Source organism: Streptomyces broussonetiae, assembly GCF_009796285.1.
Lineage (GTDB): Bacteria > Actinomycetota > Actinomycetes > Streptomycetales > Streptomycetaceae > Streptomyces > Streptomyces broussonetiae.
Window position 1 is genome coordinate 3,887,622 of record NZ_CP047020.1, and the last position, 12,056, is coordinate 3,899,677.

Genomic DNA, 12,056 nt, shown 5'->3' on the forward strand with positions numbered 1-12,056 from the left:
GAACTGATCCCTGTCGGCACGCAATGTCGTGCACGAGCATCACGACGGATCGGGGGAGCAGCCGTGGCAGAACCGATGGGCCTGTCGGAGCCGATTGCGGGTGTCTACGAGAAGCTGATCACGCATGACGTACGCGATGAGTTGGTGCGATTCGAGTCGACTGGTTGGAAGGCCGTCGATGCCGAGGTCAGCTCGGAATCCGCTCCTCATGTCCTGGCTCGCTACATCGGTGAGGCCGTCGGTCGCAGGCTGGCGCAAGTTCCCGCCGAGGACCGCGTCAAGGTCGCGAACCGCATCCTCGAGGCGCTGGCCACAACGGGCAGTGCGGAATCGAGCGATACCGACGGCGTCGGCTCCATCGTCGAGGGCCCACGTCAGCTTCTGACTCTCGCTCGGCAGGAGGCCCCAGGGGTGTACGCCTTGCGCCCCATGACGCCTCTGTCCGAGACCTCGCTCATCACCAATTCCCCAGAGGACCTCAGCCTAGGTGCCGAACTCAGAGCGGAGCTGGCGACGGCAGACCGAATCGACCTCCTCTGTGCGTTCGTCAAGTGGTACGGCATCCGCGTTCTTGAAGACTCGCTGCGCGCCGCACGGGACAGAGGCGTGCCAATTCGCGTCATAACGACGACGTACATCGGCGCCACCGACCGCCATGCACTTGACCGCCTCGTCCGCGACTTCGGCGCTACCGTCAAGGTCAACTACGAGATCCGCTCCACTCGTCTGCACGCCAAGGCCTGGCTGTTCCGGCGCAAAACAGGCTTCGACACGGCGTACGTCGGCAGCTCCAACCTGTCAAAGGCAGCGCTGCTCGACGGCCTGGAGTGGAATGTACGTCTCTCGTCGGTTGCGACCCCTGCCGTACTGGACAAGTTCGAAGCAACCTTCGACGCGTATTGGAACGACGTCGCCTTCGAGACGTACGACCCCGACCTCCACGGTGAACGGCTCGATGGAGCACTGGCCCAGGCGAGCGGCACCAGCTCCAGGACGGACGTACAGATCAGCCTTTCTGGCCTCGAGGTACGCCCGTTCCCTCACCAGCGAGACATGCTGGAACGGCTGACCGTCGAGCGAGAACTCCGCGGGCGGCATCGGAACCTTCTGGTCGCGGCGACCGGGACCGGCAAGACGGTCATGGCCGCGCTCGACTACCGCAGCCTGTGCAGCACGTCGCACGGCCGCCGGCCGAGGCTGCTGTTTGTGGCTCACCGCAAAGAGATTCTGAGGCAGTCTCTGCGTACCTATCGGGAGGTACTGGACGATGCCTCATTCGGAGAGCTGCTACACGCTGGGCAGGATCCGCTCGACTGGGACCATGTCTTCGCCAGTGTGCAATCACTCAATGTTCAACGTCTTGAGCAACTGACCCCGGACCACTTCGACATCATCGTCATTGACGAGTTCCACCACGCCACCGCAGCCACCTATCGCCGGGTCATCGACCACTTCAGCCCCCAGGAGCTGCTAGGTCTCACGGCCACACCCGAGCGAATGGATGGGCTCAACGTCCAGGACGAGTTCTTCGAGGGCCGGATCGCTGCCGAGATGCGGCTCTGGGAAGCTCTTGAAAATGACCTACTCTGTCCCTTCCACTATTTCGGCATTCCTGACGGCATGGATCTGACGAACCTTGGCTGGCAGAAAGGTTCGTACACCGATCAAGAGCTCAGCAATCTCTACACGGGCAACCACGCGCGCGCCCGTATCATCGTGAAGCAGATCAGGGACAAGATCTCCAGCCCGGGTGCCATGCGTGCACTGGGCTTCTGTGTGTCTAAAGCACACGCCCGCTTCATGGCGGATTTCTTTCGGCGGTCGGGCTTCGAGGCAGTGGCGCTCGACAGTGACTCGCCCGCCGAAGTGCGCTCCAAGGCGTTGTCCGACCTTCGCGACGGAAAGCTCCAAGTGATCTTTTCCGTCGACCTGTTCAACGAGGGGCTCGACATCCCTGACGTCGACACTCTGCTCCTCCTCCGCCCCACAAACAGCGCCACCGTCTTCCTCCAGCAGCTGGGCAGGGGACTACGGCGCACAGAAACGAAACCCGTACTCACGGTCCTCGACTTCATCGGGCAGCACCGGGCCGAGTTCCGCTTCGAGGACCAGTTTCGGGCTCTGACCAACCTGTCGCGAAACCGACTCCTCGACCACATCGAGCACAACTTCCCTCAGTTGCCATCAGGTTGCCAGATCATCCTGGAGGGGAAGTCGAAGGACCTCGTCGTCGACAACATCCGGATCCAGTTGGGTGCCACGGTGAAGACGCTCGTGAAGGAGGTGAAGACCTACAACGCTCCCCGCCTCTCCGACTACCTTCGGGAAAGCCGTCGGGAGATCAAGGAGCTGTACAAGAGCGATAATTCCTGGACAACCGTGCTGCGTCGCGCCAGCCTGATCGACGAACCCGTTCCCTCCGGAGAGGCTGCACTACTCAAGCGGGTCCATGCCTTCCTCCACATAGATGACCCGGAGCGCGCAGAGGCGTATCTCCGCCTCCTTCAAGACGACGCTCCGTCGTACGCGGAACTGAGCCCCATTGACCAGTCGTACGCTCGCATGTTGTTCTTCAACCTCTGGGACAATGCAGGCGGCTTCACAAGCTTCCAGGAGGGCCTGGAAGCCCTGCGTCACCAGCGGGTGTTCCGAGATGAGCTGCGGCAGGTGATCTCCCACGTCATCGAGCAGGCCGACCATGTCCCCATCCCACTATCAGGCCGCCTCAGTCATGTCCCGCTGAAGGTTCACAGCGCCTACAACCGCTCCGAGATCCTCGCTGCGCTCGGCGTGGCTCGTTTCGGTGGACAAATGCCACGCTCCTTCGCTCAGGGCGTGCAATGGGTTGAGGAGCTCAAAACCGATGCCCTTCTCATCACGCTGGACAAGAACGAGAAGGACTTCTCGCCCACCATCCGGTACAAGGACTACGCGTTGAGTCCGACGCTCTTCCACTGGGAGTCCCAGAACTCGACAGCCGTCGACTCCCCCACTGGGCTGCGCTACCAGCAGCACAACGATCGCGGCAGCCAGGTCCTGCTGTTCATGCGTCGCTACAAGAACACCGATATCGGCAAGTCCCAGCCGTGGATGCTGCTCGGCCCGGCCACGTACGAGGACCACACCGGCAGCAAGCCGATGGCCATCACCTGGCGTCTGACGCACGAGCTGCCGGCCGACGTGTGGACGTACTCGGCCATCAGCGCAGGCTAGTTGAGCAACTTCAGTGTCAGTGTGATCAGCTAACGTCGTGGTATGGGCATACCGTCGATCACCCCTGGACTCCTGACCACGCGCGCAGAGATGGACAGGTTGTTCGGTGGGGGAAGTCAGGCAGGGATCATCCCCTCCACAACCACCCCAAACATCCTCATTTACGTCGATCACGACAGTGGCAAGCAGTACGGTTACGAAGACGGGTGGCTGGCAGAGGAAGATGAGCTCGGGCCCATCTTCGAATACACCGGGCAAGGCACCAGCGGGGACCAAACATTTCTCGGCAGGAAAGGTTCTCGCAATGCCGCTGTTCTATATCATGCAGTGACTAAAAAGTCACTGCATGTCTTTATGGCTGAGGGAAAAGTAGCCAACCCTAAATCCAGCGCCAAGCAGCAGCGGTACATCGGCGAGTTCGCGTTGGACCCGAAGCAGCCGTACACGGTACGCGAGGCAAAAGACGAGAACAGGAATCGACGCCGCATCATCGTCTTCCGCCTACGCCCCAAAGGCGAATTCGAGCTTCTCTCTAAAGACGCCATAACACGGGCAGAAAAAACCGCCGCACAACAGGTTTTGGCAGCCGTCGCAACGCCTAAAGTACCCGAGCCTAATCTTGTCTCACCCAAGAGAAAGCGAACCTCAGAAAGTAGGCGTGCAGCTCAGCCCAGCCTCACAGCGGAACTTCGCCAGTCGGAGCTCCGAGAGGGGTACCTAATGAGACTCATTGAGGAGGGGCACGAAGTAGCGGCGTATCAGATAAGGATCGCGGGCACGACGACCCTCCTCACGACTGATCTATACGACGCCACTGAGCATGAGCTGTACTCGGTACGCGGTGAAAGCAGTCGCGAGGAAGTGCGTACCGCAATAGGCCAACTCAAGGACTATGTGCGACACATAGACCCAGCCAATCCTAAGCTAGTCACGCTCCTACCCGAAAAGCCTCAAGATGACTTGCTGAACCTTCTCCACACAGAAGGAATTGACCTCGTCTACCAAAATGAAGGCGAGTACACAAGAATTCCGTCACGCTAGATTTCGAACCCTCGCCCCCTTGGAGTCACCATGGCTACATCACGTGAGCATGACTTCCTCTCAAAAGCAGCACTTCGCATTATGGAGAGCGCCTCAGACTCTGGGCTTTTTGGCTACACGGAAGGGCAACGCAAGCTCTTTGACTTCTCCTGTGATCTCAAACGGGACTGGTCTAAGGTAGTTATAGGGCAAACCCTATGGAAGCACGGCGGGGACGGCATCGACAAAGATCTTAGGACTCTCCTCAACGAGAAAGACATCGCTGCCGCCGTATATATAGCGCGCCATGAAAGTCGGCTCCGTTCTCGATTTGCCGAAGTGACTCAGTCCTATCTCGAAACACCGATGCGAGATCGCCTATCTCGTCTGCGCGTCTTCTGGGTGCCGGCCGACTTTAAGGCAGGGGACGAGGGGATTGAAGAGTCTATTTACAACTCCTTGAGGGAAGAGATCACGAGAGATCTCCTTATGCACATAACGCTCGGAGGGCTCATACCTCGAGATGTAAAGCGTTTCTCTTCATCAAGACGACCCGGCCTCCCCGTTGCGATCCTTTCACACGTCAAGAGGTTCGGATATCGCAGCCACAGGCACACAGCGAAGGCGTTGAATGTAAACCTAGAGGCCCTCAAGTCTGAGACTGATCGACTTTTCATTATCGGGTTCATGGAAAGCGAAAGTCTACAGGGAGGAGAATACCAGGTCACCGAGAGTGGTAATGCAATGCTCGACATATGTTCGCGCCTACGCGACTATCTGAACGGAAGTCTTGGCACAGGTAACAGGAATGAAGGCTTCGAGCATATATGCAGCCTGCTGGGAATATCCTACTCCTCGATCCCCGTCGCGACTCGCCTTCTCGGCAAGGGCGCTGAGGTAGACATTCAAGACTCCACAGCCCTTCTGCTCCAGCATGTAGCACAAGCCGATGCAGACGGCTCCGTCGATTGGCCTGCGCCCTACTTCAATTTGCCTTCGACTTCAGCTATTTCGACCTCGAGTTGAGTCGAGACGCGATGTTGTGTCGCGTCGCCGTAGCGGAGGGGGCGCCGGAGGAGGGCTCACGATTGCAGGCTGCCGCAGGCCAGGGGCAGCCAACCGACGTAGCTGGGCGTCTTCGATAGCCTGTCCCTCGTGATTCGCGCAGTGGTCTTCGACGTAGGTGAGTGCCTGGTAGACGAGACCAGGGAGTACGGGGCCTGGGCTGACTGGTTGGGGGTGCCGCGGCACACGTTTCATGCAATGTTCGGGGCCGTCATCGCGCAGGGGCGGGACTACCGGGAGGTCTTCCAGGTGTTTCAGCCCGGGTTCGATCTCTACGAAGAACGGGAGAAGCGGGCCGCTGCCGGGCAGCCAGAGTCGTTCGGGGAAGAGGATCTGTACGCCGATGTCCGCCCAACCCTGAGGCACCTCCGGGGTAGCGGCCTATGGCTAGGCATTGCTGGGAACCAAACCGTCCGCGCAGGACGTATCTTGCGCAAGTTGTTCCTGGATGACGTTGATCTGATCGGTACCTCGGACGACTGGGGAGCCAGCAAGCCTGACCTGGAGTTCTTCAAACGGGTTACCGACGCCGTGCCGTTCGACGGCGCCGAGATTCTCTATGTCGGAGATCGCTGCGACAACGACATCCGTCCAGCTCGCGACGTAGGCATGCACACCGCGCTGGTGCATCGTGGGCCCTGGGCGACGGTTCAGTGGAACAGCGTTGAGGCCAGGGAGCTCCCTACTTTTCGAGTGGAGAGTCTGATGGAACTACCCAAAGCCATTGGTAAGTTCAACGGCTCAGTGCGCTGATCGTCGTTGACCAGTCGTACAAGCGGTCGTCAAGGTCGCGCACGCAGCGCTCATGTTGATAGGGCGCCAGTGCGCGGCGGACTTCGCGTACTCGATCCATGCCAGTGGCGTACCAGGTGACCGCCATCTGGTCCAATGCCTTACCCGCGTAGTCACACGCCTTCTCGGAATCTCCCGACGCTGCCTCCACAGCCGCCAAGTCGCCGTAAATCACCGAACGTTGCTTGTCCTCGGCAGGAGTCATCGAAGTCAAAGCGCTGAGCAGACTCTCACGGGCCTGAGGGAGATGGCCCGCGATCATCTGCGTGTTTCCTTTGAAGGCAGCCAAACGAGCCGGAGAGAACCAGTCCATCCACTCCGGCGACGGGTGTTCATTACCGGCAGCCAAGACGTCCTCGGCGTGCCCGATCAGGTGCAGAGCGGTGCGTGTGCTACCGCACCTGGTTTCGCACTCCGCCTCCACCGCGTCCAGCCAAGCGAGGAATTCGGCTGACGCGGAGGCGCGTCGGGCATAGGTGCGAGCGGCTGTCATCCGCTCCAGAGCGCCGTCACGGTCCGCCACCCAGCCGGGCATAAACGCCATGTGCGCGAGGATCGCCGAGCCTAGTAGCGGATCATCTGCTTCGCCAGCAGCTTGCAGCGCCAAGAGGAGAGTGTCGTTGGCAGCGCTCGCTTCGCGGAGGTCGAAGAACTCGATACGCCCCGCCAGGAGATAGGTCTCCGCCAGCGCGGCCGCTACCGTTTGACGTGTGGAGTCCGTGGTCTCCGGCAGCAGGGCGCAGCCCAATCTCGCGTGAGCGACAACGGCAGGATGTAGTTGGGCTGGGGCGACGGACCAGTACAGCCTTCTGTGGGACCGAGTGACTGCCAGGAAGTCCGTGCCGACCGTTGAAGGCTGCGCCACCGCGGCATCTCGGCGGGGCTGGGATGCCGCGCTCAAGGAAGCCGGGCCTCCTCCAAGCGAAGTACGCCGCGCGGAGTCTGTGCGCTGCAAGCCATCGGAGCCCCACGGGGGCGTGAATCCAAGCGCTTCCATGTTCTGGCCCAGCAAGTGGACGAGCACCCGTTGGCAGTCAGGCTGAGGCCAGGGCGGGCTGTCCGACTCCCAACGGCGGACCTGCCGTACTCCGATGGAGAGCCCACGAAGCCCCATGTCCTGTGCGTGTTGGGTGAGGGCTGCTGCCAAGTCCTGCTGGGAGTTGAATCCGGCGGCCACACGAGCTGCCTTGAGCCGGGTATTGCCGGTGGACCTAGGCACTGGGACACCTCCTGCTACGGCTTCTGTAACACTCCCACACTGTGTCCTCTGTTGGGTATGGATTCCCTCACAAGAGGCCATAGAGGTCCTGTTTGCGGCCTCCAAGTGTCCTATCCAAGTCCTCGATTGTGCTGCTCAGTTGCTGAAGGCTTGAACACACATCGACCGGGACCCGGGAAGTGGAGGGTGGCTCGTTGGATACGCAAGAGGCCTTGGACAGAGCTGTTGGCGAATGGCTCGCCCGCGCCCATCCGGCACCAGAGCGGGCACGGGCGGAGTGGTCATCTCAGGGCGTCGCGTTACTTCCTCTCGGAGTTCGCTTCGCCGCTGTACGCATGCCTGCAGCCGTAGTGCACGCCGCTGTGGGTTCGCGTGACCTGGACGATGTGGCGCCTGCGCTTGGTAGGGCGCTAGGCGGGTCGATCATCTACGACCGTCGTGCCATGGGTGAGACGTACTACGCCCTGATTCAGGCCCATGCCGGTCTGGTCTGGGCGTATGACGACGTCGCCACCTGCCTCGGTCAGGGCGTGTACCTCGGAGTGCCACGGCTCGACCAGCAACAGCCACCGGGCACGTACTGGGTGATCCCGCCCCGCTACGAGGGCGACCTGTGCGCACCGCGGTCGATCATCGCTTTGATCGAAGCGGGGCAGGCGCGACAACGGGCCGCCTCAGAGCGTGAGGGATCCCATCGCTGAGGATGCTCTCCTCCGGCCGGTACCGGCCCCCGCGGGGAGTCCGGGACCGGTTCCCCTCGACCTTCTCGATCTTCGTGGCCCGATGGGAACGACCAGTGCATCACCACGGCTATCTCTGGGTGGGGGCGAAAGAGCGTTTCGATCAGGAAGCCCTCCGGCGGCCGCCACATCCTGAGCCGCCCCCGGCCGGATGCAGGCCGGAGCTGATCCAGCGCTACCGGGAGGTCGCGGCGGAGTTCCCGACTGTGGATCTTCCTCCGTTGGAAACGGCTTACTGGCTCTTCAAGCCGCGTTCGTTGGTTCGGGGCACGTGGGACGAGCCGAACGATGCGGCTGCCTGGGTCGGGGCGTGTGTGGCCGAGTACGCGCCCCGGTTCGCCTCCGAACGGGCGCGGGGCTTCACCGATTTCGCCGTGTTGGTCAACTCCGCGACCGAGAGGCTCGGTTCAGGTGGTGACGTGTCGCTCGGGTTCTATCTCGAGCGCCCCTCGTATCTGTCTCTCGCAGTGGTGACGTGTTCTCCGAACCGTTCGAAGCCCGAACTGACCTGTCCCGTCGGACCAGGAGCCATCTCGTGAGCCCCGGCAGCTAGGCCTCGCCCCTCCGGCTCGTCCTCCACAGCTCCCCCAGCTCCTCCGCCACCCCCGGCGCCGCCAGCAGCAGTGGCTCGTCGTATGCGGGGGTCGAAGGGAGGGCAACCGCCCCCGCCTCCACCCCGATCAGGTACGCCGGCAGGCCGTCCACCGCGTGGAACTCGCCGATCGCCGCTGCCGTGGCCCGGCCCGCGGCCACCTGGGACAGGGAGAGGGCCGTGGAGCCCATCACCCTGGTCGTGCAGTGGCGGTCGGACAGGGCGGACAGGAGGGGGTCCAGGCCGGGCCAGTGGTGGTGGGCTGCCCATTCCGTCAGGAAGAGGTGGCCGGTGAGGGTGGTGTGCGAGGCTGCGTGGATCGGAGTGCCGTTCAGCGTCGCGCCTCTGCCTCGGATTGCCGTGAACACCTCTCCGCGCCACGGGTCGGCCACCAGGCCGAGCAGCGGCGTGCCGTCGGCGGCCACCAGGCCCAGGGAGAAGGAGCACCAGCCGATGCCGTGGGCGTAGTTGGTCGTTCCGTCCACCGGGTCCACGACCCAGTACGGGGCGTTCGGCGTCTCGGGTTCGTGGACGCCGTATTCCTCGCCCTCGATGCCGTGCTGCGGGAACGCCGCCCGCAGGATCGTGCGGATGTGTGCCTCGATCGTCTCGTCCGTCGGCGTCACGATGTCCGCAGGGCCCGCCTTCTCCCGTACCTCTTCCCGTGCCTCGCCTTCGCGCGGGCGGCGGATCGTCTCCGATGCCCAGGCGGCCAGCTCGGTCGCGACCGTCAGCGCCTCGTTGAGGATGGGGTCCTGCTCGTCGTTCACTGAGTTCACCACCTGGCAGGTCAGCGTCAGGGTCAGCTCCGAGGCAGGATGGCATGGTCCGGCGAACGGCGAACGATCCCGGCGGGGCTGGTGTACGACGCCCCGGAGGCGCTCGTTAGCCTCAGCACCAGACAAAGATCAAAGAGGTGGATGAGGAGGCAGTCATGGCCAAGGTTCCCAGCGCGGTCGTTGCCGCGAGTGGGCTCGTCGGTGGGTATGGCGTTGCCCGGTGGACCAAGAAGCGGCAGCTGGGTGGGGCCGTGCTGGCCGTTGCCGGGGTCACTGCCGCGCAGCAGTGGCGCAAGCAGGCCGGCGGGAAGGCCGCCGGTGCGCTCGGCGCCGCGTACGTCGCCGCGTTCGCCGGGTCCCACCCGCTGGCCAAGAAGGTCGGCGCCTGGCCGTCCGTCCTCGGTGTCGCGGGCGCCGTCGCCCTCGCCTCCTGGGCCGTCGCCGACCGCAAGGCCTAGGCAGGACCAGCCGCAAGGCCCCAGCAGGACCGGCCGCAAGGCCCCAGCAGGACCGGCCACGACTCCCGGGCAGGACCGGCCACAACGCCCTGGCAGGACCGGCCGCAACGCCCGGGCAGGACCGGCCCAAGGCCCAAGCAGGACCGCGGCCGTCGCCGTCAAGGCCTGAGCCAACCCGGCGGCCGAGGCCCGGACAGGGCCGGCCGTCCGGCGGATCAGGGCCCCAGGCCGGTTGTGGCCAGGCACACACTCGAAAGTGCCTGCGTGTCCACGTCAGGTGAACACCCGGGCACTTCTAGGATCATGGTCATGGACATAGTGGGTTTTCTCGCACTGGCTCTGGCTGCGGTCGGGGGCATCGTCAGCATCGGGAGCCGGATCACGCAGGCTGATCAGCGTCTCGCGCGCGTCGAGCGCAAGCTCGACCTGATCATGGAGCATCTGGATCTGCGCGAGGAGAACCCGCGGATGGACGAGGTGCTCGCGCTCGTACGCGAGGGCAAGAAGATCCACGCGATCAAGGTGTACCGGGAGAGCACGGGCGCCGGCCTGAAGGAGGCCAAGGAGGCCGTCGACCGCCTCGGTTAGCCCCGCCGGCACGGCGTCCGCCGGCTACGGCGTCCCCGCCCTGAACGACCTCCGGTACGCCAGCGGGCTCGTCCCCACCACCCTGCGAAAGCGCTCGCGGAAGGCCGTCGGGGAGCCGAACCCGCTCTGCGTGGCGATGCGTTCGACCGGGTACGACGTCGTCTCCAGCAGGTACTGGGCCCGCCGTACCCGGGCCCGGTGCAGCCACTGCAGGGGCGTCGTGCCGGTCTGTTCGCGAAAGCGGCGGTTGAGGGTGCGGGTGCTCATGCCCGCCTTCACCGCGATCTCGTCCACCGTCATGTCACGGTCGCACTGGTCCTCCAGCCAGGACAGCAACGGCTCCAGGGTCGCGCCCGACGGGGCCGGGGGCAGGTCGTGGACGATGAACTGGGCCTGGCCGCCCTCCCGTTCCAGCGGCATCACGGACATCCGGGCCGTGTGCGCGGCGACGGCCGAGCCGAAGTCCTTGCGGATCATGTGCAGGCACATGTCCAGCGCCGCCGCCGCGCCCGCCGACGTCAGGAACTGGCCGTTGTCGACGTAGAGAACGTTCGGGTCGACCGTCACCCTCGGGTACAGCTCCGCCAGCCGGGCGGCCGCGTACCAGTGCGTCGTCGCACGCAGACCGTCGAGCAGGCCCGTCGCCGCGAACAGGAAGGCGCCCACGCAGATCGAGGCGATCCGGGTGCCGTTCGCCGCCGCCTCGCGCAGTGCCTCGGCGACCCCCGGCGGCAGTTCCTGGGCCAGGTCCGCCACCCCCGGCAGGACGATCGTGTCCGCCTCCGCCAGCGCGTCGAGGCCGTACGGCGCCCGTACGGCGAAGGCGCCCGCGCTCACCTCCTCGCGCGCCGAGCACACCCGCACCCGGTACGGCTCCCGGCCGTCGGGCAGCCGGGCCCGGCCGAAGGTGTCGATGGGGACGGAGAGATCGAACGGGACGACTCCGTCCAGCGCCAGTACCGCCACGGTGTGCATGGCAGCATCCTAGGCCGGATCCGGGGGTACGACGGATTACGGCCAACCGCTCTCATGCTGGGACCGGTGCGTCGACTTCGTCTTGTTCGCCGTTGGCGGGAAACCGTTGAATACTGGCACTCTCGCCCCTTCTCCCAAGATCCCCTCCCCGCCTACCGTCACCGCCGTGACCAAGTTCCTCCTCGCCGTCCACGTCCTCGCCGCCATCGTCGCCGTCGGACCCGTGACCGTCGCCGCCAGCATGTTCCCGCCCCTCGCGCGCCGGGCCCTCGCCGCGCCCGGGGACGACGGCACCGCCGGGACCCTGAGCCTCCTGCACCGGATCTGCCGGGTCTACGCGCTCGTCGGCGTCGTCGTCCCGGTCTTCGGGTTCGCCACCGCGAGCCGGATGGGTGTGCTCGGCAGTGGCTGGCTCATCACGTCGATCGTGCTGACCCTCCTCGCCGCCGTCGTCCTCGGTGCCCTGGTCCTGCCCGCGCAGGGCGCGTTCGTGGCGGGCGAGGGCACGAACTCCGCACGGCTCGCCATGTTCACCGGCGTCTTCAACCTGCTGTGGGCCGCCGTGACCGTCCTGATGATCGTGCGGCCCGGATCCACCACCGGTGCCTGATGCGC

General features: G+C 64.2%; 12 protein-coding genes. 9 read left to right on the plus strand and 3 right to left on the minus strand.

Annotation, left to right across the window (positions count from 1 at the left end):
• The first annotated feature begins 75 nt into the window (after positions 1-75).
• The 4 genes from GQF42_RS18025 (at position 76) to GQF42_RS18040 (ending at position 6,051) form a co-directional block, all read left to right on the plus strand.
• Positions 76-3,213 carry a DUF3427 domain-containing protein gene (locus GQF42_RS18025; RefSeq protein WP_199273066.1) on the plus strand — a complete coding sequence of 1,046 codons (3,138 nt, stop codon included), beginning with the start codon at positions 76-78 and terminating at the stop codon, positions 3,211-3,213.
• 42 nt (positions 3,214-3,255) lie between these two features.
• Entirely contained in the window at positions 3,256-4,254 is a 999-nt protein-coding gene (locus tag GQF42_RS18030) for a hypothetical protein (RefSeq protein WP_158921190.1), read from the plus strand.
• Between the two features lie 30 nt (positions 4,255-4,284).
• Complete coding sequence (locus GQF42_RS18035; protein ID WP_158921192.1) at positions 4,285-5,259, plus strand: hypothetical protein; 975 nt, start codon at positions 4,285-4,287, stop codon at positions 5,257-5,259.
• A 129-nt stretch (positions 5,260-5,388) separates the two neighbouring features.
• On the plus strand, positions 5,389-6,051 hold the full coding sequence (locus GQF42_RS18040; RefSeq protein WP_233273376.1) for an HAD family hydrolase: 663 nt from the start codon (positions 5,389-5,391) through the stop codon (positions 6,049-6,051).
• Here GQF42_RS18040 and GQF42_RS18045 read toward each other — a convergent pair.
• Positions 6,032-7,309, minus strand: a complete 1,278-nt coding sequence (locus tag GQF42_RS18045; protein WP_158921194.1) for a transcriptional regulator — start codon at positions 7,307-7,309, stop codon at positions 6,032-6,034. The genes GQF42_RS18040 and GQF42_RS18045 overlap by 20 nt on opposite strands.
• A gap of 443 nt (positions 7,310-7,752) precedes the next feature.
• Here GQF42_RS18045 and GQF42_RS45935 point away from each other — a divergent pair, with 443 nt between their 5' ends.
• Both GQF42_RS45935 and GQF42_RS18055 read left to right on the plus strand, forming a co-directional pair.
• Positions 7,753-8,010 (plus strand): hypothetical protein, encoded by a 258-nt coding sequence (locus GQF42_RS45935; RefSeq protein ID WP_233273377.1) that lies wholly within the window; start codon positions 7,753-7,755, stop codon positions 8,008-8,010.
• A gap of 95 nt (positions 8,011-8,105) precedes the next feature.
• Positions 8,106-8,588, plus strand: a complete 483-nt coding sequence (locus tag GQF42_RS18055; RefSeq protein WP_158921198.1) for a hypothetical protein — start codon at positions 8,106-8,108, stop codon at positions 8,586-8,588.
• Positions 8,589-8,598: 10 nt separating this feature from the next.
• Here GQF42_RS18055 and GQF42_RS18060 read toward each other — a convergent pair whose 3' ends face one another.
• Positions 8,599-9,411: an inositol monophosphatase family protein gene (locus tag GQF42_RS18060; protein ID WP_158921200.1), complete on the minus strand. Its 813-nt coding sequence runs from the start codon at positions 9,409-9,411 to the stop codon at positions 8,599-8,601.
• Positions 9,412-9,575: 164 nt separating this feature from the next.
• Here GQF42_RS18060 and GQF42_RS18065 point away from each other — a divergent pair, with 164 nt between their 5' ends.
• Positions 9,576-9,878: a hypothetical protein gene (locus GQF42_RS18065; RefSeq protein WP_158921202.1), complete on the plus strand. Its 303-nt coding sequence runs from the start codon at positions 9,576-9,578 to the stop codon at positions 9,876-9,878.
• Positions 9,879-10,187: 309 nt separating this feature from the next.
• Positions 10,188-10,466, plus strand: a complete 279-nt coding sequence (locus GQF42_RS18070) for a ribosomal protein L7/L12 (RefSeq protein WP_158921204.1) — start codon at positions 10,188-10,190, stop codon at positions 10,464-10,466.
• Positions 10,467-10,490: 24 nt separating this feature from the next.
• On the opposite strand, the gene GQF42_RS18075 is transcribed toward GQF42_RS18070, so the two are convergent.
• Entirely contained in the window at positions 10,491-11,441 is a 951-nt protein-coding gene (locus tag GQF42_RS18075; RefSeq protein ID WP_158921206.1) for a GlxA family transcriptional regulator, read from the minus strand.
• A gap of 166 nt (positions 11,442-11,607) precedes the next feature.
• Between GQF42_RS18075 and GQF42_RS18080 the strand changes: the two genes are divergently transcribed.
• Complete coding sequence (locus GQF42_RS18080) at positions 11,608-12,051, plus strand: hypothetical protein (protein WP_158921208.1); 444 nt, start codon at positions 11,608-11,610, stop codon at positions 12,049-12,051.
• The last annotated feature ends 5 nt before the right edge of the window (positions 12,052-12,056 follow it).

Bases quoted from the DNA above. Each gene is read 5' to 3' on its own strand.
- GQF42_RS18075 (WP_158921206.1), bottom strand. From the start codon at position 11,441: ATGCACACCGTGGCGGTACTGGCGCTGGACGGAGTCGTCCCGTTCGAT.
- GQF42_RS45935 (WP_233273377.1), top strand. From the start codon at position 7,753: ATGGGTGAGACGTACTACGCCCTGATTCAGGCCCATGCCGGTCTGGTC.
- GQF42_RS18030 (WP_158921190.1), top strand. From the start codon at position 3,256: ATGGGCATACCGTCGATCACCCCTGGACTCCTGACCACGCGCGCAGAG.
- GQF42_RS18035 (WP_158921192.1), top strand. From the start codon at position 4,285: ATGGCTACATCACGTGAGCATGACTTCCTCTCAAAAGCAGCACTTCGC.
- GQF42_RS18070 (WP_158921204.1), top strand. From the start codon at position 10,188: ATGGACATAGTGGGTTTTCTCGCACTGGCTCTGGCTGCGGTCGGGGGC.
- GQF42_RS18065 (WP_158921202.1), top strand. From the start codon at position 9,576: ATGGCCAAGGTTCCCAGCGCGGTCGTTGCCGCGAGTGGGCTCGTCGGT.
- GQF42_RS18025 (WP_199273066.1), top strand. From the start codon at position 76: ATGGGCCTGTCGGAGCCGATTGCGGGTGTCTACGAGAAGCTGATCACG.